Source organism: Acinetobacter sp. 1124_18A (assembly GCF_052824995.1).
Genome location: NZ_VTDF01000010.1, coordinates 83,927 through 103,206, shown reverse-complemented (window position 1 = coordinate 103,206; position 19,280 = coordinate 83,927). Strand labels below are relative to the sequence as shown.

Sequence of the window (19,280 nt, the reverse complement as noted above, 5' to 3'; positions counted from 1 at the left end):
ATTTTAAACTGTTTTAACTTAATAATAAAACAGCCCAGCAGAGACATGAAAAAATGAAAAAAATGCTTTCAATTTGCTGTTTATCAGTCATCAGTTCTTATAGTTTTGCTCAAGACATAAAAGGTATTTCATTTTCACACCAAGAGTGGGAAATCTCTTGTAGCAATACGGGTACATGTAAAGCCGCAGGCTATCAAAATGAAGAAAATGGAGATAATCCAGCATCAATTTTATTAACACGTAAAGCAGGGCCAAAACAAGCTGTGCAAGCTGAATTTGCTTTATCCGACTATGAGCAAAGCTTGCCAGCTAATCAGCTTAAAAATATTCATTTTTATATAAATGGTAAAGATTTAGGTGCTGTGACTATAGATGGTATCGATTTGCCAATAATGGGTAAATTAAACAGTTCGCAAATCAACGCTGTACTACAACAGTCTAAACAGAAAACTGAAATTGTATTTAAAAATACACAGCATGAATGGAAAATTTCCGATGCAGGAATGACCGCTGTGTTATTAAAAATGGATGATTTTCAGAAGCGTATTGGCACTGTTGGTGCTTTGGTTAAAAAGGGCAGTGCCAATGAAACTAAAGTACTTATGCCTGAGCCAAAACTGGTTGTTAAACATATTAAAACTACAGTTAAACCTTATTTAACTTTACAGCCTAAAAGCAAGCAGTACCAAGTAATACACCGTAGCTTGATGGCAGTTAATCCAGATCCAAAAGAAGACTTTTGTGAAGGAGTTTATGGTGGTAATAGTGATGGAGCTGAACCACAAGAAATCGAGCTATATAAACTAACCAATAAGAAAGTTCTCGCGACTACGCTGTGTTGGAGAGGGGCTTATAACGAAGGGTATGGGGCATGGGTACTCGATGAGTCTTTGACTGGTAAAGCAACGTTTGTGACAGAAACAGCTTCTGATTTCGATAGCGGTATTATTAGTAGTGCTCAAAAAGGAAGAGGTATAGGCGATTGTTGGGCAAGTGAAGAATGGGTGTGGGATGGCAAGAGTTTTGTACATACGAAAAATATGTGGACAGGGATGTGTAAAGGTTTGGCAGCAGGTGGAGTGTGGGAGCTCGATCGAATTGAAGCTATTGTAAAATAGCCATTTTGTTGAAAAAAATCTCATTAGGAAAAGAAAAAATGAGTAAAAGTAAAATAGAGATAGCTTTCTTAGTTATAGCAGGAATGTTTGCTTGTTTTGCCAAGCCTGCTTTTGCTGCACCCTTAAGTATTTTAGAGTTTAAAAAAACACAATTAAGTCAGAATGAGCAGGAACAACTTTGCATACAAGTTAAAAATCTCTGCGAGCATCCGGACCAATGGCGGGTTTTAAAAACAGCAGATCGGCAGTTATGGCTTTTGTCAGGTGAAGATATTCTTCAATTTAACAACTCTGCAACGGGACTCAATCTATCGAAACAGTGGCATGTAAATCTCTCTACTCAAAAGGAGGGCACATCTGATGGGCAGTTTATCTTTCCTAAGCTTTTTCCCATGGCTCAAAATCGTTATGCAATTGCTGTAATCGATTCATTTTCTGAAATGTACTCAGGAGGCGGTGCGAATATTGAGCGCGCTAGTTTTTATGAGTTAACAGATGCTGGCACTACACATCAATTTATTGCGGACTATCCATTTAGTTTTAGTCGGATGATCAGAGCTTGTTTTTCTGAGCAAGATTATGAAAGTTCTCAAGGAAATTGTCATGATGAGGATTCTTTAAGTTTGGATATTCGCCCAGTCAAACCGCTAATGTGGCAATTCCGCTATCGTTATAGTTTAAGCGTATCACCTGCCTCAGATTCAAATGAAAAATCTTATCAGGGTAGTAGAAACTTAAATATTGATTTAAATAAAGCACCAGAACAGCCAAATATTCCAGAAGCATGGAATTATGCGGGAATGGGCTAATTATTAAAGTAATTGTTAAATTTGAAGAAATAGATGATTTACAGAGTCATAACAGGTAACACCACTAGCTCTGTGATACAAAGAACAGATTGTTTATTGGAGCTAGACCTATGTCACGTCAAGTTTATGCGATTGCTCGCCGTAAATTTTCTCATTTGAGTCGTTCTGTGTTGATGGCTGCGGCTGTGTTGGGTACAACCCAAGTGGCGATGGCAGGGCCAACAGTCGATCAACTGAGTGATTGTTTAGTGAAAGCGACGACTGCTGCGGATAAGACCACAGTGTTGCAATGGACTTTTAGTGCTTTGGCTGCGCATCCAGATTTAAAGTCTTTTAGTAATGTCACGCCTGAGCAGAAAACTCAGTTGGATCAGAAATTGGCACAGGTATTACAGCGTGTGATTGTGGAGCAGTGCTCAACACAGACTAAGGCCGTGATTCAAGCCGAAGGTGTTAAGGCTGTTGGAGAGGCTTTTCAGCAGTTAGGTCAGAGTGCAGGGCAGGATATTGTTAAAGATCCAGCGGTAAGACAGCAGTTGCAAGGCACATTGCGTTATATTGATTTAAATAAATTGGTCATGACTTTTTTAACACCTGATATTTGGAATAAGTTGGGTGTTACAAGGTAATTTAAGAAGAGATATATACTTTTAATTTTATAATCGAGAATACAATAAAAAAGACAAATGAATCTTAAAAAAGATTCATTTGTCTTTTATTATTTATTTGATACAGACTTTTCATTTGATTTTTAAAAATTGTGACTCCGCCATAGCTAGGATGCCGTACATTTTCTATGGGGATGTCAGCTATTTTAATTTTTTTTAATGAATTAGCTGAGTCATTACCAATACAAATAATTCTCTTTATCTTTAAAGAAGTAATCAAAGAATAGAGTATTTTTAAACCAAAAATTTCCTCTTCCCTGTTGAATTTTCTATTACTAAGTTGATTGTTGGTTTCATGAGGGTGAAAAGGATAAATATTCCAAAAAATTATATTGTTAGGAAGATCACTGAAAATCTCCCAGATTGTGTTGGCAGAGACTTCGGATGAAATGATTTTATTTTTTGATACGACTTTTAAGTCTAATCCTAGTTTTAAATTAAGAGTCTCAATATTATTCTCACTGGTAAAAGGGATTCCAGTTCTTCTTCCACCTTTGTAACCTAAATCCCTTCCTATCCATAAATCAATAGAATCTAATTTAGAAAAATAATTCAAATATTTTTCTAAATTTTTTTTACGGACTTTACAGGAATTTTGTGTGTCAAAATTTTCACATGTATCTTTATACGGATTAAATGAATTTTTAAAATCTTGATTTGATACTTCATGTATGAAAGATTTTAATTTATTTCTCATCATGGATTTTCTCGAATTCTATGGATCTGTTTATTAAATCAATATTAATAATTCCAACTTTATATTTTGTTAATTCTCTAAATACTTTAAAACCCTCATAAATCGCTTTTTTCCATAATGCGGGAGGGCAGTTTTCTACCTCATACCCTTTTACGAAAAGCTGGACATTCTTTATTAATTTTGTTGATATATCTTTAGGGTTTTCAAAGTAATTATACTCTTTTGCTTGATTAAAAATCCAAGCAGAAATCCCTTCTTCCACAACAATAGCTCTACCAGAATCCTCATTTTCATCAAAATCAGGCTTGCTTTTTCTCTTTCTTTTTAATAAGGAGCGAAATACAGGAGACCAGTGAAGTATTGCTGCGTATGAGATATGAAATACATCATGATAACGATAATTATCTTTGTCTTTATGATTATCAGTTAGTGGATCACCAAGAAATACATTCCCATACTTCATATGAATACGACCTGAAGATCGTTGAACAAATTCAATTTTTATTTTATGAGGAAGCTGTTCATCCTCGGGGAAACTATGATCAAAAGTTTTCTCAATATCTGGGTACTCAGATTTAATTTTATCCCAATCAAAATTATCATTCTTAATTTTCTTTGAGTTGGTATTTATGATTTTTTTTAAATCTTTTTGATAGAAGAACAAAATTCTCCAAAAAGTTTTAAGAAAAGCGGTGAAGCTATTTTCCTCTTTGCTTTTTAATTCCTTGGATTTTTCATTTAAGCTAAATAATAGTTGGTTTTTAAATTTCTGATGATCCTGTAAAGAATCTTTTTCGACAATAAAAGGTAGGTACTTAGCTTCTATTTTCTCAAGAAATTCTGGTTTATATAATATTTGACTTGTCTTTTGAACTAATTCCTCCAAGGAAAATTCTAACTCAATCGTTGCCATTGTAAAATACCATAAAATATCTCCAAGTTCTTCTTCAATTTCTAGTTGGGTGATCTTGGTTATCTCTCCTAAAGCTTCCTCTTTAATTTTTCTTTTAGAGATAGACAAGAAGCTACCTATTTCTCCATATAGTCCGAGTAAAGCATAATCGAAGCGATTTATCTCAATTTGACAGGTGTTCTTAACAAGATTTTGATATTCTTCAATAAAATTATTTCCACTCATTTGGAGTTCCCCATATTCCTCTTGGTAATTTATCCCAATAGTTTCTTAAATCCTCTTTAAAATCTGAATGAAATCTATTTTTATGATGTCTTTTAATCGAAATATTTCGATAAGTATCGCTATTAATATATAAATCTAAGGGGATATCTAAAGAGTTATTGCCAAAATAAACAAAGTTATCACTAATTAAGACTTTATCAACTTTCGTGTCGTGTAAAGTATTACTTAGATGTTGAACACCATTTTTATAAGAGTGATGTGAATCAATTTGTTCATACTCACTATTTTTTCCTTTATAGTAAATATTATCCCCATATTGTCTTTTGGGACTAGCTTTTATAATTGGTTTTTTTAATTCAAATCTTGGATCTTTGAAGTATTCATCAAAGCTTAAAATTTCAGTAACTTGCATTGCATAAATTATTTTTTTTGAATTGGCTTTTCGATACTTAGTTCCAGCTAATCCAAAAATTATATCTCCAACTTGGGCGGTTTTTCGTGTTCTTGGTTTACAGTCGGCTAGTGTGCAATAACCAAAGAAAGGGTTGGGTGCAAATCCAAAATCTCTATCTACTACATATGAAAAAAAATTCATTTTAATTTTTTACCTGTTTGACAGTTAACTCTAGTAATATCTTTTATTTCGATTTCTGAACAATCTGGTGCTTGCAATAAAACATTTCTTTTTTCTAATAATGAGTTTAATTTGTTAATATTTTCTTCACAAATGATTGAATCAAAAAAATTTTCTAATTTTTTAGGTAGATAATTTGATGAAGCATCCTGAGACCATATGCCTATTGTATATAGAGAACTTCTAATCTTAACTAAAATATCTTCTTGGAATAAAGATAAATCTTGATCTATAACAACGATGATAGCTTGACTTTTAGCATCTAAATTTTCTGTATAGATATTACTAGTATAAGGAGAAGTCAAAACCTTTTTAATTTTCTCCGTCAAGGTTGTAGAGTTTGTACCGTGTAGAATAATTGTCATATTAACTTCCATTATTTTGTTATAAACCAAATGTATCATTTTTGTTTTTAAATGTATAATAAGATCTACTGAAAAGATTTTTATGTAACAGCTTTTGATGGTTGTTTTTATTTGTTAATCTGCCTAATTAAAAACTCTATTAGTTTGGTTCACAAGCCTTGCCTTCATATTCATAGCGGTTAACTTTATAAGCTTGACCATCCCAACGATAGATTGCAAAACAGAAACCAGGCCCACCATTCTCAATATCAGGCCAGCCATCTGTTCCTTTCGTTTTTAAAAACTCAGGCATACCTGCTTCTTTTAAAATGGTTTTCCATTGACCACTTTTTTGCTGGGCCACAACATAATAACCAACGCCTGTATTGCCATAACACATGATGCCGTAATCTGAAACGATTGCATCTTTCAGCCCATCACCGTTTAAATCGGCATAAGCTGTAACTTCACCGGCTGAACAATCACTTTTCCAGCCTTTTTTACTTTTTTTAAAACCTGCCGCTTTAAAGATAGCATCCTTATCGGCTTTAGGGACTTGAGGTGTTTGTGCAAAATTAGAATTGCTGATCAAAAGCAAACAGGCACTCAGGAGTAATCTATTTGTCATGAGTAACCTATTCAGCATAGTTTTAGCTTAAAATTATTGTGGATTCATTAAGTTTTTAAAATAGATAAAAAACCCGCTCTAAAGCGGGTTTTCTTTTCTAGAACTGATCAGATTAACCAATTAATTTTTTCATTAATTCATTTACTTGAGCAGGGTTAGCTTTACCCTTAGAAGCTTTCATGACTTGACCAACAAGACCGTTAAAGGCTTTTTCTTTACCAGACTTGTATTCTTCAACCATTTTTTCATTAGCTGCAAGTACTTCTTTAATGATTGCTTCAATTGCACCAGTATCAGTTTCTTGCTTTAAGCCTTTTTCCGCAATAATGTCATCGGCAGATTTACCTTCCGATTCCCACATAAAGCCAAAGACTTGTTTTGCAATCTTACCGCTAATGGTGTTATCAACAATACGTGCAATCATGCCACCTAATTGTTCAGCAGAAACAGGAGAGTCTGCCAAATCTAGGTTTGCTTTGTTTAATGCGCCTGAGAATTCGCCCATTACCCAGTTTGCCGATACTTTACCTTGTGCAGTACCGCCCGCAGCAGCCACAACAGCTTCAAAGAAGTCTGCCATTTCGCGTGAGAGCGTAAGTACATGTGCATCGTACTCGGTAACACCAAAGTCTGCGATAAAGCGTGCACGGCGTGCAGCAGGCAACTCTGGAAGTGCAGCGCGAGCAGCTTCAATTTGCTCATCTGCAATAATCACTGGTAACAAGTCTGGATCTGGGAAGTAGCGGTAATCGTTTGCTTCTTCTTTTGAACGCATTGAACGCGTTTCCATTTTATTTGGATCGAACAAACGAGTTTCTTGGTCAATACTTCCGCCGTATTCCAAAATTTCCATTTGGCGTTCAATTTCAACATTGATCGCTTGCTCAATGAAACGGAATGAGTTGAGGTTTTTCAGCTCACAGCGCGTACCAAATGGTTGTCCCGGACGACGTAAAGACACGTTACAGTCCGCACGGAATGAACCTTCAGCCATGTTACCGTCGGAAATACCTAACCAACGCACAAGTGTGTGAATTGATTTGATATATGCCACGGCTTCTTCAACCGAACGCATGTCAGGTTCAGAAACGATTTCAAGCAAAGGTGTACCAGCACGGTTTAAGTCAATGCCAGACATACCTTCAAATTGGTCATGAATCGATTTACCCGCATCTTCTTCAAGGTGAGCACGAGTTACACCAATTCGTTTGGTTGTGCCATCTTCAAGCTGGATGTCGATGTGGCCTAAGCCAACAATCGGGTTATCCATTTGGCTAATTTGATAGCCTTTTGGAGAATCTGGGTAGAAATAGTTTTTACGTGCAAACACAGATGCTTGATCGATGTATGCATCAATCCCTAAGCCAAAGCGGATTGCAAGATCAACTACTTTTTCATTCAAAACAGGGAGTACACCCGGCATTGCTAAGTCTACAAGGCTTGCTTGCGTGTTTGGGTCTTGACCAAATTCAGTTGATGAACCAGAGAAAATTTTAGAATTGGTTGCAAGCTGAGTGTGGATCTCGATACCAATAACGACTTCCCAACCGTCAATTAATTTCAACTTTTGAGCTTCAGCCATTATGCATTCTCCTCAGCAATTGCCGCACGTTTGGTGTGCCAGTCAGTGTTTTGTTGGTATTGATGAACAATTGACAACAATTGCGATTCTGACCAGTAGTTACCAATCAATTGTAGGCCTACAGGTAAGTTGTCTTTATCAAAACCAACAGGAGCATTAATCGCTGGTAAGCCTGCTAAGTTCACTGCAAGTGTATAAATATCGCCTAAATACATTTCAGTTGGACTTAAGTTTGCACCAATTTTATAAGCAGTCGTTGGTGCAGAAGGAGCAGCAATCACGTCTACATTTTCAAATGCTTTTAAGAAGTCTTGTTGAATTAAACGACGTACTTTTTGTGCTTTCACATAGTAAGCATCGTAATAACCCGCAGAGAGTGCATAAGTACCAATAAGGATACGACGTTGAACTTCTGAACCAAAACCTTCTGAACGTGAGCGCTTGTAAAGATCCATCAAGTCAGCTGGGTTTTCACAGCGGTGACCATAACGAACACCGTCATAACGAGATAAGTTAGAAGATGCTTCTGCTGGCGCGATGAGGTAATACGTTGGGACATAGGCTTCAGTCATGTTGAGGTCAATCTCAACAAGTGTTGCGCCCATTTCTTCAAGCTTTTTCAAAGACTCTTCAACACGAGCTTTTACGTCAGCATCTAAACCAACAACGTTAAAGTACTGTTTAGGAATACCAATGCGTAAACCTTTTACAGATGTACCATTTAAGTTCGCAATGTAGTCATCGACTTCTTTTTTAACAGAAGTTGAATCTTTTGCATCGTGACCTGCAATCACATTCATCAGGTAAGCACAGTCTTCAGCAGAACGTGCCATTGGACCTGCTTGGTCAAGTGATGATGCGTAGGCAATGATCCCGAAGCGAGATACACGACCATAGGTTGGTTTTAAGCCTGTTAAGCCACAGAAAGAAGCAGGTTGGCGAATTGAACCACCTGTGTCAGTACCAGTAGCAAAAGGTGCTAAGTCAGCAGCTACGGCAGCAGCAGAGCCACCAGATGAACCACCCGGAACACGGTCAAGTGCCCATGGGTTGCTCGTTGCTCCAACATACGAGCTTTCCGAAGTTGAACCCATGGCAAACTCGTCCATGTTCACTTTACCTAAAGTGACTAGACCAGCAGCTTTAGTTTTTTCAACAACAGTTGCATCGTAAGGAGAGATGAAGTTATCAAGAATTTTTGAACCAGCAGTCGTTTTAATGCCTTTGGTACAAAAGATATCTTTATGAGCAAGAGGAATACCCGTTAAAGCTGTTGCATTACCCGCTTTTAATGCAGCATCGGCAGCATCTGCTTCTGCAAACGCTTGTTCCGGTGTAACCGTCACATAGCTTTTAACTTGTGAATCGAGTTTCGCAATACGTTGCAAATAATGTTCAGTCAGTTCGCGAGATGAAAACTTCGCTTGGCTTAAGCCCTCAGCAAGTTCACGAATTGATAAGCGATGTAAATCAGTCATGATTAAAATTTCTTTACATTCAAAATAGGGAAGATGGGTTAATTGAGTGAAAGTTATTCAATCACGCGAGGAACAAGATACAAACCATCTTGAGTTGCTGGTGCAACTGCTTGGTACTCATCTCGATGATTGCTTTCAGTTACCACATCAGCACGTAAAGGTTGAGGATTATCAAAAGGACTCTTTAAAGGTTCTACGCCTTCAGTATCAATGCCTTTTAAGGTTTCCATCATGCCTAAAATTTTATTTAGACTTTGAGCATATTCAGCAGATTGCGTATCATTGAGCGACAATCGAGCAAGATTGGCGATTGCTGAAACTGTTTGTGCATTTAAATCTGCTGAATGCTGTGCATCCGATGTAGACATAACATCACCTAATCAGTATTAAAAATTTTCAAAATATCGTGCGTTATAATAAGCGATTGACTTGTTCAAATCATCACATTTAGTTTAAAGTTGCCACCTTGCATCCACATGAAAGTTTAACTGAGAACGAACCGTGATTCTAAAACGACTAATTGGCTTGTTTTCGCCGGATCTAGCCATTGATTTAGGTACAGCAAATACACTTATTTATGCACCAGGCCGCGGCATTATATTAAATGAACCAACAGTTGTGGCAATTCGTCACAGTGGTTCACAAAAAATTGTTGCTGCAGTAGGGCTGGACGCGAAACAAATGTTAGGCCGTACACCTGCGAATATTTCTGCAATTCGTCCAATGAAAGACGGTGTAATTGCGGATTTTGAAGTGACTGAAACCATGTTAAATCAGTTTATTGGTAAAGTTCACGAAAAACGTTTGTTCCCACCTGCACCTCGTGTGGTTGTATGTGTACCATGTAAATCAACTTTGGTCGAGCGTCGTGCGATTCGTGAAGCAGTATTTAATGCTGGTGCGCGTGATGTTCGTTTGATTGAAGAGCCTATGGCTGCTGCAATTGGCGCAGGTATGCCAGTTGAACAGGCGTGTGGTTCTATGGTTGTGGATGTTGGTGGTGGTACAACAGAAATTGCAATTATTTCATTGCAAGGTTGTGTCTATGCTGACTCTTTACGCATCGGCGGTGATGTTTTTGATGAGCAAATCATCAATTATGTTCGTAAAGCTCATGGTTGCGTGATTGGTGAAACCACAGCAGAAATCATTAAAAAAGAAGTAGGTATGGCTATTTCTGATGGCACAACATTAGAAATCGAAGTACGTGGCCGTAACCTTGCAGAAGGTGTGCCTCGTGCAATTACTGTAACTTCTGACGAAATTACTCAAGCAATCTCTGATCCATTACAAAACATTGTAAGCGCAGTGAAATCAGCACTTGAGCAAACTCCTCCAGAGCTTTCTTCTGATATTGCCGAGCGCGGTATTGTGTTGACAGGTGGTGGTGCGTTACTTCGTAACCTCGATAAATTGTTAGCTCAAGAAACTGGTTTACCTGTTATGGTTGCCGAAGATCCTCTTACTTGTGTGACCCGTGGTGGTGGTAAAGTATTGGAATTCTTTGACAATCCGAACCATGACATGCTTTTTGTTGGTTAAGTTTAAGGATTAGGCGGTGCAACCGAATATTTTTTCAAGACAGCCGCCATCTTTCCGCTCGTTCATTATTGCGGTTATTACATGCTTGGTTGTGCTGTTCTTTGATTGGCGCATGCCGTATGTAATTCAGCCAGCAAGGGATGTCTTGTACGCTGCATATAACCCAATTTATGCATTGGCCAGTTATCCAGTACTGTCGAGAGAATGGCTGAATCAACAAACAAAATCTGAAGCACAACTGCGTCGTGAAAATACTGCGATGCAGGCTGAGCTTTTACAAGCTCAAGTCCGCTTACAAAAGCTTTCTGAATTGTCAGCTGAAAACACCCGTTTGCGAGGTCTTCTTGATACTCCATTAATTATTGATGGACGTATGGAGATTGCCGAAGTGATTGGGACAGATGCAGACCCATTGCGTCATATCATCATTGTTAACCGTGGCTCTATGGACCATTTAAAGGTCGGTCAAACCGTTCTGGATGATAAGGGGATTATGGGGCAGATCATTAATGTATATCCTCATAGCTCACGTGTAATGTTGTTATCAGATAAAGAACACTCACTTTCGGTCCGTCTTGAACGCACTGGAATGCGTGCGATTGTTTCTGGTACAGGTGATTTGGGCCGTTTAAAAATGGAATATGTCCCGACGAGTGCGAATATTCAAGTGGGCGATAAAGTATTTAGCTCAGGCTTGGGTGAACATTTCCCAGCAGGGTACGCAGTGGGTACAGTTGCCAAAGTAAGACGCCATAATTCAGGTGAGTTTGCAGAAATTGATGTTACACCAGCCGCACAACTAGCAACAGGGCACCATGTAGTTATACTTTTCTCAGAGTCATTAGCGCAGGAGCAGCCATATGCCGATCGCTAAACTGAAGCGAGAAAAGCGCCAAGATCCATTATGGGTAATAATTATCTCTGTGATTGTGGCTTCTGTGCTCATGGTTTACCCGCTATCCTACGATATTTCAGGTTGGCGCCCATTATTCATGTTGATGATTATGCTGTTTTGGGTGGTATGTCAGCCAACGTGGTGTGGGATCTGGTTTGCGTTTGGAATGGGGATTTTTACAGACTTATTGCTTGATGCTCCTTTAGGTCTCAATGCTTTAAGCTTTGTAATTATGGCTTTTCTTACCCGATTTTTAATTCGCGAGCGCCGTATTTTAACCTTTGGTAATTTATGGACAATTGCAACTCTGGTCATTATTGCTCATTTAGCATTTATGTGGGTAACCCAGACCATGGGTGGAATTCATTTTTCGATTGCTAGACATTGGCAACCATTGATGACAAGTATCATCACATGGCCAATCGTCTATTATTGTTTGGCAAAATGGCGCATATAGTTTTAGCATCTAGCTCTCCTCGTCGGAAAGAGCTGTTGCAACAACTGGGTTTAGATTTTGAAATCTATAGTCCTGATATTGATGAGTCGGTACATGAAAATGAGCTGGTTCATCATTATGTTGAACGTTTAGCGAGAGAAAAAGCACAAACTGTATTAAAACTTTTTCCAGAAGCAATTGTTATTGCTGCCGACACAAGTCTTGGGCTTGATGGTCAAATTATTGGTAAGCCCGAATCAAAAAGCCATGCTTTTGAGATATGGAAACAATTATCTGGACGTTGGCATGATGTGTTTTCTGGACTATGCATTGCTACGCAACAACAACTGTTAAGTCAGGTAGTGCAAACACAAGTCGAATTCCAGCATCTGACTACGCAAGATATGGAAGATTATTGGACTACAGGTGAGCCTGTGGGGAAGGCGGGTGGATACGCAATTCAAGGGATTGCTTCTCAATATATTCCCCAAATTCAAGGAAGTTATAGTAATGTGGTAGGACTTCCTTTATACGAATTTGCACAGTTATTAAAAAGAGTAAAGACATAAGGGGTTGTTATCATTCTTAATTGAATAGCATTGTCGATAAACATTAGGCAAAGTTAACAGCTTCTCTGACTCTTTAATAAAAATTTTATAATGCTTTGAGTTTATGTATGTCAGAAGAATTACTTATTAATGTCACGCCTATGGAGTGTCGGGTGGCATTAATCGAAAATGGAACTGTTAATGAGCTGTATGTCGAGCGTACAGTCAAGCGCGGTCTAGTCGGCAATATTTACAAGGGTAAAGTCGTGCGAGTGCTTCCGGGCATGCAGGCTGCTTTTGTTGATATCGGTTTATCTCGAACAGCTTTCTTACATATCAATGATATGGTTTGGCCACGTTCGCAGCCCACCCCAAACGTTTTTGAACTCTTACATCCAGGACAAACTCTTACTGTCCAAGTAATGAAAGATATGTTGGGAACGAAAGGCGCACGTCTCAGCACAGATCTTTCAATTCCTTCTCGTTATCTGGTTTTAATGCCTTACGGTAACCATATTGGTGTATCGCAGCGTATTGAGTCTGAAGAAGAGCGAGAGCGACTACGTAATATTATTGAAGGTATTCAATCTGAACATAATTTGCCGGGTAGTGTGATTGTACGTACGGCTGCCGAAGGTGTAGATGAGGCAGAAATTGCACGTGATATGTGCTATTTGAGTAAATTATGGGAATACATCCAACGTAAGCAAATTGATGTTGCAGTTCCTTCCTTAATTTTTGAAGAGTTGCCATTACCTCAGCGTATTATTCGAGATTTAGCAAGCGAAGAGACTGCAAAGATCTATGTCGATTCGAGAGAAATTCATGCCAAGCTTCTTGAGTTTGTCGAAGAATTTGTTCCGAATATGCAGAATCGACTCATTCATTATCCGGGTGAGCGACCGCTATTTGATCTTTATAATGTCGAAGAAGATATTCAAAAAGCCCTTCAAACGCGCGTTGCTTTGAAATCGGGTGGTTATCTGATGATCGACCAGACTGAAGCCATGACAACGATTGATGTTAATACCGGTTCATATGTCGGTGGTCGTAGTCTTGAAGACACTGTTTTTAAAACCAATATGGAAGCGACTCAAGTTATCGCGCGTCAACTTAGACTGCGTAATTTGGGTGGTATTCTCATTATTGATTTTATTGACATGCAAGAGGCAATTCACCGTGAAGAGGTGATGCGTCAGTTTGAAAAAATGCTTGAGCGCGATCATGCCAAGACCAAAATTACTCAGGTTTCAGAACTTGGGTTGGTCGAAATGACGCGTAAACGAACACGTGAATCGTTAGAACATTTGCTGTGTGAGTCGTGTCCAACCTGTCAAGGGCGTGGTTTTGTCAAAACAGCAGAGACAGTGTGTTACGAAATATTTCGTGAGATATTACGATATACCCGTGCATTTGAGTCAACGAGTGGCTTTACTGTCGTTGCTCATCCTTCTGTGATTGACCGATTATTAACAGCAGAAGCGCCAGCAGTGGCCGATTTAGAGCATTTCATCAACCGTGTCATTAAATTTCAGGTCGAAAATTTATATACGCAAGAGCAATACGATATCATTTTAAGTTAAAGTTGTAACAAGATATCGCTTAATCCTTGTTACAACTGAAATTTTACTTTCATTCATGAATTTTAAATACTACTTACATACAGTAGCCGTAGACGTTCTCCCTATTTAACGTCTTAGCAAACAATAAGAGGTATAACCCATGAATGTAAGTGAAAACCTAATTAGCAACGGTCTTAAACATGTTTTAGAAAGCACGCCAGTAAATAGCTGCTATATGTTGAATGACCAAGGTAAAGAAGTGCCGATCACAACTGCAATGATTCGTTCAGTATGTCATCAGTTGCTTAACCAGTGCCGCACAATCAAAAAATAAGGGGCCGTTTCAAAGCCCCTTAATTTTTCTAACTTGCTGAATGATGTTTCAGCTGCTTCTCTGCAATAATTTCTTCAAAACGTTGAATCTCATCTTCTAAGTGAGTCAAAAGGTTTTGCATTTTTGGCAAAGCATTTCGACAAGCCGTTAGTCCAACTTCAAGCTTATCTAAATAACTGGTCATGGTAATGTTTAGAGCTTGTCCATCCATGACAATTGAAGCAGGGTAGAGAGCATCTAATTTCGCCCCATTCCAATAAAGCGGCTCACGTGGTCCTGGTACATTGGAAATGACTAAATTGAACGCCTGACGCTTAGGAAGCATTCCTGACATGATGTTTAATCCTGCCGGACCATAAACAACCGCACTATAGTTTAAAATTTCATTCGCAGTCATACGGCTAAAGCGTTGCTTTGAATTCTGCATGCTGCGACGAATGATTTCTAAACGTTCTAACGGTTGATCTTTATGAGTTCCTAAATTTGCCAGAATCATGGTAATCCGGTTGCTCATATCAGAATCATCGGTGCGTAATGAAGCTGGAACCATCGCAATAAGAGGCTTTTTAGGTAAGCTATTTTGACTAATCAAATATTCTCGTAAAGCACCAGAGCATACTGCAAGTACAACATCGTTAATCGTCACGCCTAATGCTTTTGAAATTTTTCTAAGGCGGCTCAATTCAAAGGATTGGGCAGCAAAGCGACGTGAAGCACTCACTCTTTGGTTCAAAATCGACACTGGCGCCTGAAAGGTAGAAACGTAATCAGGATTTTTGCCCATTTCTTTAAATATAGTCTGAGATAGCTCTTGCATGACTTTAGGAGCTATATCGAGTTGAGACTTGATACCGCCTAAAATACTCTTAATTTTACTTGTACTTGGTGTCGGTACTTTGAGTCGTTTAGTTCTTTTGCTCTCAACACACCATAAAGGAACGACGTGTTTCTCTTCAGGTGTTTTTGAAAGTGATTTCTCGATCAAACGCATACCCGCAACGCCATCAACCATTGCATGATGGATTTTAAAATACATGGCAAAACGATTGCCTTCGATTCCTTCAATAATGTCACAAGTCCAAAGTGGCTTTGCGCGGTCAATTAATGAACTATGTTGCTGTGAAATATAAACCAGCAGTTCACGAATACGGCCAGGATGAGGCAGAGCAATATGGCGAAAGTGATGATCGATATCAAACTCTTCATCCTCATCCCAAAATAGACCATTTAAACGGTTATTGAAGGGCGGAATAGGGATGCTTTTTGAGCGTTTAATATCTTCTACTAAATCATGTACAAAAGTTTCAGGTGCATTTTCAGGAATTTCAAATAAAAATAATCCACCGACATGCATGGGTTGCTGTCTTTTTTCAAGTGACAGAAAAATGAAATCAATTGGGTGTAATGGACGCATAAATCATTGTGCCTCATGCATTTTTCTAAGAAGCCCTTATCTGAGCTCTTATTAGAATTATAGAACCGTAAAATTAAGTATATAGCGTTTAGAGTAGATAAAATATGACTTTGTGTACGGAACATGACATAAAAAAAACCACTGATTTAGCAGTGGTTTTTTGATAACAAATTACTTTTTCATGTTGCCTGCATGCAATCCGCACTCTTTTTGAGTCGCTTCTTCCCACCACCAGCGACCTTCACGCTCATGTTGGTTCGGTAATACCGCTCGTGTACACGGTTCACAGCCAATAGAAACAAAACCACGTTCGTGAAGAGGGTTATATGGAATCTCCATCATACGGATGTAGCTCCATACTTCAGCACTTGTCCAGTTCGCTAAAGGATTATATTTAATGAGTTGCTTATCTGGACCAGAGAAACCTGCATCAGCTTGTACTACTGGAATTTCTGTACGTGTACCAGGGCTTTGATCTTTACGTTGGCCCGTAATCCAGCCATCTAGAGTTGCAAGTTTTTTACGTAATGGCTGAACTTTTCGAATACCACAACATTCTTGGTGCCCATCTGTAAAAAAGCTGAATAAACCTTTTTCGTTTACCATGTTTTGAACAGCTTCAGATTCAGGGAAACAAATTTCGATATTGATATTGTAGTGTTTACGGACAGTTTCAATAAATTGATAAGTTTCGGCATGGAGTCGGCCAGTGTCGAGACTAAAGACACGGAACGGCTTACCCAAACGTGAAGCAATATCAATTAAAACAACATCTTCTGCTCCCGAAAAAGAAATTGCGATTTCACCTTGTTGGCTTAAGGCAAGTTCTAAAATTTCTCGAGGGCTTTTGGTTGCATATTCAGCAGCAAGAGCATCTACGATATCAATAGTCGGAATAACGGTCATGTGTGTTCCTGGCAAAAGGCTTGGGCGCATTGAGTTATGAAAAATATTTTAAAGGATAGTTGATAAACTGCTTAGCACTTTAATTTCGATCCTTATGAATAAAATTGATTTGATCAATAACAACGCAAAACTGAAAATCTTAATGGTATGATACAGCAATTTTTAACCAACGTTGGAAGCATTCATGGAAATCGTATGCCTAGATCTTGAAGGGGTTTTAGTTCCTGAAATCTGGATCAATTTCGCTAAAAAAACAGGGATTAAAGAACTCGAGGCTACAACTCGTGATATTCCGGATTATGATGTTTTAATGACTCAGCGCCTTAATATTTTAAAACAACACGGTCTAGGCTTAAATGACATTCAAGAAGTTATTGCTGAGATGGGGCCTCTACCAGGCGCAAAAGAATTTGTTGAATGGGTAAGTACTCATTTCCAACTCGTGATCTTGTCAGATACCTTCTATGAATTTGCACATCCTTTAATGAAGCAATTGGGTTGGCCAACAATTTTCTGTCATAAATTAGAGACAGATGAAGAAGGAATGATCACTGCTTATAAATTGCGTCAACCAGATCAAAAACGTGAGTCGGTTAAGGCGCTACATGGTTTAAATTTCCGTGTAATCGCTGCTGGTGATTCTTATAACGATACAACCATGTTGGGTGAAGCTGACCATGGTTTCTTATTTGACGCACCTGCTAACGTAATTGCTGAATTTCCGCAGTTTCCAGCTATCCACGGCTATGATGCATTAAAAGAAGCAATCCGTTCAGTTTCAAAGCGTAGCATTCCAGCATAAGAGATAAATAATAAAAAAGGCGCTTAAAGCGCCTTTTTTATCTGAATAGTTTTGAAACTTAGAATTTATAACCAAGTTTTAAACCATAAGCGATTGCGTTGTTGTCATCAAATGTACCGGCAGCTGAATGAGCGCCTGTAACTGCATCTGCATCACCCAACCAGAAATATTTTACGCCACCAGCGATAAATGTTTGCGGAGTAGGGCTATATTGAACGCCTAAACCTACGTTCCAGTAACCTTCCGTTGGTCCTAAAGTGGTTACAGGATTGCCTGCGCCAGAGTCCCAACCTACAGAAACGTTACCCGCCCACTTGTCGGTAAGTTTACGACCTACACCAGCAGTGATAGACCATTGGTCATCTGAATAATCTACTAAATTAAATCCATTAGGTTTGCCTAATTGAGGTAATAATACACCTGCTGCTTTTGAAACAATTCCAAACTTATGTGGCTGTACTGCAAAGTCTTTCCAGTTTACCCAGCGTACATTGGCGAATGCTACAGTATTTGCCATGATCCCTGTTTGGAAATCAAGATTCACAGACTGTGGTGTTGTGATCGTAGTTTTACCATCACTTTGAAGTGATGCAAGTTGTTTACCAATAGCGGCTTGAGTTGCAGGATCAGTAATTCCTAAAGCACCAAATAGAAGTGCTGGGTTGGCAGCAACTAAGTTTACAATAGGAATGTTCTCTTTGATATTTACATCATGATCAATTTCAGAGCGATAAGTTAAAGAAGCCTTAAGAGCAATTTCTGGAATTTGATAAGCTACACCAGCTAACCAGCCAGCTCCACCAGTTTCTTTAATGTCAGCATCATAGCCATTATATAAGCTATAAGCTGAACCTCTTAAATGAACATTACCTTTAATTGTTTGGTATACACCACCACCATAAATATTCCAGTTTACTGTCGGTTGATAACCAAAAACTAAAGCAAGATTTTGTGTATCAACTTCTACAGATGTACCGCCAGTAATAGTATTACCTAAGCCAGCTTGACCCAATGTTGGACTTAAAGGTGAAGGTAGTAGACGGTCATTTGGATTTGCTACAAAATTATTTTTACCACTATATTCTGAGTCAGATCCAAATGGTTGATCGTAAAGTAAACCAAAAGAGAATTTATCAGTGAGTTGTAATTTTAATGCTGCACTAGGGAAATAGTAGTCATTTGCCATATCTCCTGTTGCATTTCCAGAAGTATCTTTACCTGATACATCTGGATCTAAAGCGGAAATACCAGCTTCAAAGTAGTTACCAGGCTGCAAAAATGCAGACATTGACTGTCCAGAGCGATCCAAAGCTGCTGCAAAAACCCCAGTTGCAGGCAGCGTTGCTAAAATCATTGCAGTGCTCAGATGTTTTAATTTCATTTTAATCTTTCCTTGAACTTCAAGACATTTTTTTAAAAGTAACAGAGTTAAACCGTTTAAACTGTGTTGCCTTCAAAGCTTCTAATTACAACTTATAAAAGCTTTGATAACTCCATGTAACAAAAATAGCATAATTACAATAAGAGTAAATCTGTTATATGAACTGAGGAGTACTCACTTTTTATACAAATAGTGCCAATAATGAATGAAATATGAAGGAATATTTTCATTATTAAATTATTTTAATTCATTGATATTTATATTTTTAATCTATCAATAAACCAGTTTGTTTTAGTGACATTTCTGTCACAAATCCAAGAAAAATGGTCAAAGATTTTTTTGTAAAAATATGAATTAATTGATT

General features: G+C 38.2%; 21 protein-coding genes. 10 read left to right on the top strand and 11 right to left on the bottom strand.

Annotation, left to right across the window (positions count from 1 at the left end):
• Nucleotides 1-53 precede the first annotated feature (53 nt).
• From FY048_RS16835 to FY048_RS16825, 3 genes are all read left to right on the top strand, one after another.
• Nucleotides 54-1,118 (top strand): DUF1176 domain-containing protein, encoded by a 1,065-nt coding sequence (locus tag FY048_RS16835; RefSeq protein ID WP_446091885.1) that lies wholly within the window; start codon nucleotides 54-56, stop codon nucleotides 1,116-1,118.
• Between the two features lie 38 nt (nucleotides 1,119-1,156).
• Nucleotides 1,157-1,927 carry a hypothetical protein gene (locus tag FY048_RS16830; RefSeq protein ID WP_446091884.1) on the top strand — a complete coding sequence of 257 codons (771 nt, stop codon included), beginning with the start codon at nucleotides 1,157-1,159 and terminating at the stop codon, nucleotides 1,925-1,927.
• Between the two features lie 110 nt (nucleotides 1,928-2,037).
• On the top strand, nucleotides 2,038-2,556 hold the full coding sequence (locus FY048_RS16825; protein WP_446091883.1) for a hypothetical protein: 519 nt from the start codon (nucleotides 2,038-2,040) through the stop codon (nucleotides 2,554-2,556).
• 64 nt (nucleotides 2,557-2,620) lie between these two features.
• Here FY048_RS16825 and FY048_RS16820 read toward each other — a convergent pair whose 3' ends face one another.
• The 8 genes from FY048_RS16820 to gatC form a co-directional block, all read right to left on the bottom strand.
• Complete coding sequence (locus tag FY048_RS16820; protein ID WP_336040487.1) at nucleotides 2,621-3,295, bottom strand: uracil-DNA glycosylase; 675 nt, start codon at nucleotides 3,293-3,295, stop codon at nucleotides 2,621-2,623.
• Nucleotides 3,282-4,430 (bottom strand): hypothetical protein, encoded by a 1,149-nt coding sequence (locus tag FY048_RS16815; RefSeq protein WP_336040488.1) that lies wholly within the window; start codon nucleotides 4,428-4,430, stop codon nucleotides 3,282-3,284. The genes FY048_RS16820 and FY048_RS16815 overlap by 14 nt, the downstream gene beginning before the upstream one ends.
• The gene (locus FY048_RS16810; protein ID WP_336040489.1) at nucleotides 4,417-5,025 is read right to left on the bottom strand and encodes an Nmad2 family putative nucleotide modification protein; all 609 of its coding nucleotides are present in this window, start codon (nucleotides 5,023-5,025) and stop codon (nucleotides 4,417-4,419) included. The genes FY048_RS16815 and FY048_RS16810 overlap by 14 nt, the downstream gene beginning before the upstream one ends.
• Nucleotides 5,022-5,429 carry a hypothetical protein gene (locus FY048_RS16805; protein ID WP_336040490.1) on the bottom strand — a complete coding sequence of 136 codons (408 nt, stop codon included), beginning with the start codon at nucleotides 5,427-5,429 and terminating at the stop codon, nucleotides 5,022-5,024. The genes FY048_RS16810 and FY048_RS16805 overlap by 4 nt, the downstream gene beginning before the upstream one ends.
• Before the next feature lie 139 nt (nucleotides 5,430-5,568).
• Entirely contained in the window at nucleotides 5,569-6,036 is a 468-nt protein-coding gene (locus tag FY048_RS16800) for a hypothetical protein (RefSeq protein WP_446091882.1), read from the bottom strand.
• Between the two features lie 112 nt (nucleotides 6,037-6,148).
• The gene (gatB, locus tag FY048_RS16795; RefSeq protein ID WP_446091881.1) at nucleotides 6,149-7,618 is read right to left on the bottom strand and encodes an Asp-tRNA(Asn)/Glu-tRNA(Gln) amidotransferase subunit GatB; all 1,470 of its coding nucleotides are present in this window, start codon (nucleotides 7,616-7,618) and stop codon (nucleotides 6,149-6,151) included.
• Nucleotides 7,618-9,096 (bottom strand): Asp-tRNA(Asn)/Glu-tRNA(Gln) amidotransferase subunit GatA, encoded by a 1,479-nt coding sequence (gene gatA, locus FY048_RS16790; protein WP_446091880.1) that lies wholly within the window; start codon nucleotides 9,094-9,096, stop codon nucleotides 7,618-7,620. Before gatA ends, gatB begins: the two co-directional genes overlap by 1 nt.
• A gap of 53 nt (nucleotides 9,097-9,149) precedes the next feature.
• Nucleotides 9,150-9,464 (bottom strand): Asp-tRNA(Asn)/Glu-tRNA(Gln) amidotransferase subunit GatC, encoded by a 315-nt coding sequence (gene gatC / locus FY048_RS16785; RefSeq protein WP_000107699.1) that lies wholly within the window; start codon nucleotides 9,462-9,464, stop codon nucleotides 9,150-9,152.
• A 133-nt stretch (nucleotides 9,465-9,597) separates the two neighbouring features.
• On the opposite strand from gatC, the gene FY048_RS16780 reads away from it, so the two are divergent.
• From FY048_RS16780 to FY048_RS16755, 6 genes are all read left to right on the top strand, one after another.
• Nucleotides 9,598-10,638: a rod shape-determining protein gene (locus FY048_RS16780; protein ID WP_016137110.1), complete on the top strand. Its 1,041-nt coding sequence runs from the start codon at nucleotides 9,598-9,600 to the stop codon at nucleotides 10,636-10,638.
• 16 nt (nucleotides 10,639-10,654) lie between these two features.
• Nucleotides 10,655-11,512 (top strand): rod shape-determining protein MreC, encoded by an 858-nt coding sequence (gene mreC / locus FY048_RS16775; RefSeq protein ID WP_016137109.1) that lies wholly within the window; start codon nucleotides 10,655-10,657, stop codon nucleotides 11,510-11,512.
• The gene (mreD, locus tag FY048_RS16770) at nucleotides 11,499-11,990 is read left to right on the top strand and encodes a rod shape-determining protein MreD (protein WP_016137108.1); all 492 of its coding nucleotides are present in this window, start codon (nucleotides 11,499-11,501) and stop codon (nucleotides 11,988-11,990) included. The genes mreC and mreD overlap by 14 nt, the downstream gene beginning before the upstream one ends.
• Entirely contained in the window at nucleotides 11,978-12,538 is a 561-nt protein-coding gene (locus tag FY048_RS16765) for a Maf-like protein (RefSeq protein WP_035365917.1), read from the top strand. Before mreD ends, FY048_RS16765 begins: the two co-directional genes overlap by 13 nt.
• A 107-nt stretch (nucleotides 12,539-12,645) precedes the next feature.
• Nucleotides 12,646-14,100, top strand: coding sequence for a ribonuclease G (gene rng, locus FY048_RS16760; protein WP_252612065.1), 1,455 nt, complete (start codon nucleotides 12,646-12,648; stop codon nucleotides 14,098-14,100).
• A gap of 139 nt (nucleotides 14,101-14,239) precedes the next feature.
• Nucleotides 14,240-14,413, top strand: coding sequence for a PA1571 family protein (locus FY048_RS16755; RefSeq protein ID WP_002116397.1), 174 nt, complete (start codon nucleotides 14,240-14,242; stop codon nucleotides 14,411-14,413).
• 28 nt (nucleotides 14,414-14,441) lie between these two features.
• Here the strand turns inward: FY048_RS16755 and FY048_RS16750 are convergent, their stop codons facing one another.
• Together FY048_RS16750 and FY048_RS16745 are read right to left on the bottom strand one after the other, a co-directional pair.
• Nucleotides 14,442-15,827 carry a WS/DGAT/MGAT family O-acyltransferase gene (locus tag FY048_RS16750; protein ID WP_042897680.1) on the bottom strand — a complete coding sequence of 462 codons (1,386 nt, stop codon included), beginning with the start codon at nucleotides 15,825-15,827 and terminating at the stop codon, nucleotides 14,442-14,444.
• Nucleotides 15,828-15,998: 171 nt separating this feature from the next.
• Complete coding sequence (locus FY048_RS16745) at nucleotides 15,999-16,733, bottom strand: phosphoadenylyl-sulfate reductase (protein WP_004639063.1); 735 nt, start codon at nucleotides 16,731-16,733, stop codon at nucleotides 15,999-16,001.
• A gap of 184 nt (nucleotides 16,734-16,917) precedes the next feature.
• Here FY048_RS16745 and thrH point away from each other — a divergent pair, with 184 nt between their 5' ends.
• Complete coding sequence (gene thrH, locus FY048_RS16740; RefSeq protein WP_003655338.1) at nucleotides 16,918-17,535, top strand: bifunctional phosphoserine phosphatase/homoserine phosphotransferase ThrH; 618 nt, start codon at nucleotides 16,918-16,920, stop codon at nucleotides 17,533-17,535.
• A gap of 58 nt (nucleotides 17,536-17,593) precedes the next feature.
• On the opposite strand, the gene FY048_RS16735 is transcribed toward thrH, so the two are convergent.
• The gene (locus FY048_RS16735) at nucleotides 17,594-18,916 is read right to left on the bottom strand and encodes an OmpP1/FadL family transporter (protein ID WP_446091879.1); all 1,323 of its coding nucleotides are present in this window, start codon (nucleotides 18,914-18,916) and stop codon (nucleotides 17,594-17,596) included.
• Nucleotides 18,917-19,280 lie beyond the last annotated feature (364 nt).

Excerpts from the sequence above, each read along its gene's own strand:
- FY048_RS16835 (WP_446091885.1), top strand. The coding sequence starts at position 54 with ATGAAAAAAATGCTTTCAATTTGCTGTTTATCAGTCATCAGTTCTTAT.
- FY048_RS16830 (WP_446091884.1), top strand. The coding sequence starts at position 1,157 with ATGAGTAAAAGTAAAATAGAGATAGCTTTCTTAGTTATAGCAGGAATG.
- FY048_RS16825 (WP_446091883.1), top strand. The coding sequence starts at position 2,038 with ATGTCACGTCAAGTTTATGCGATTGCTCGCCGTAAATTTTCTCATTTG.
- FY048_RS16820 (WP_336040487.1), bottom strand. The coding sequence starts at position 3,295 with ATGATGAGAAATAAATTAAAATCTTTCATACATGAAGTATCAAATCAA.
- FY048_RS16815 (WP_336040488.1), bottom strand. The coding sequence starts at position 4,430 with ATGAGTGGAAATAATTTTATTGAAGAATATCAAAATCTTGTTAAGAAC.
- FY048_RS16810 (WP_336040489.1), bottom strand. The coding sequence starts at position 5,025 with ATGAATTTTTTTTCATATGTAGTAGATAGAGATTTTGGATTTGCACCC.
- FY048_RS16805 (WP_336040490.1), bottom strand. The coding sequence starts at position 5,429 with ATGACAATTATTCTACACGGTACAAACTCTACAACCTTGACGGAGAAA.
- FY048_RS16800 (WP_446091882.1), bottom strand. The coding sequence starts at position 6,036 with ATGACAAATAGATTACTCCTGAGTGCCTGTTTGCTTTTGATCAGCAAT.
- gatB (WP_446091881.1), bottom strand. The coding sequence starts at position 7,618 with ATGGCTGAAGCTCAAAAGTTGAAATTAATTGACGGTTGGGAAGTCGTT.
- gatA (WP_446091880.1), bottom strand. The coding sequence starts at position 9,096 with ATGACTGATTTACATCGCTTATCAATTCGTGAACTTGCTGAGGGCTTA.
- gatC (WP_000107699.1), bottom strand. The coding sequence starts at position 9,464 with ATGTCTACATCGGATGCACAGCATTCAGCAGATTTAAATGCACAAACA.
- mreD (WP_016137108.1), top strand. The coding sequence starts at position 11,499 with ATGCCGATCGCTAAACTGAAGCGAGAAAAGCGCCAAGATCCATTATGG.
- FY048_RS16765 (WP_035365917.1), top strand. The coding sequence starts at position 11,978 with ATGGCGCATATAGTTTTAGCATCTAGCTCTCCTCGTCGGAAAGAGCTG.
- rng (WP_252612065.1), top strand. The coding sequence starts at position 12,646 with ATGTCAGAAGAATTACTTATTAATGTCACGCCTATGGAGTGTCGGGTG.
- FY048_RS16755 (WP_002116397.1), top strand. The coding sequence starts at position 14,240 with ATGAATGTAAGTGAAAACCTAATTAGCAACGGTCTTAAACATGTTTTA.
- FY048_RS16750 (WP_042897680.1), bottom strand. The coding sequence starts at position 15,827 with ATGCGTCCATTACACCCAATTGATTTCATTTTTCTGTCACTTGAAAAA.
- FY048_RS16745 (WP_004639063.1), bottom strand. The coding sequence starts at position 16,733 with ATGACCGTTATTCCGACTATTGATATCGTAGATGCTCTTGCTGCTGAA.
- thrH (WP_003655338.1), top strand. The coding sequence starts at position 16,918 with ATGGAAATCGTATGCCTAGATCTTGAAGGGGTTTTAGTTCCTGAAATC.
- FY048_RS16735 (WP_446091879.1), bottom strand. The coding sequence starts at position 18,916 with ATGAAATTAAAACATCTGAGCACTGCAATGATTTTAGCAACGCTGCCT.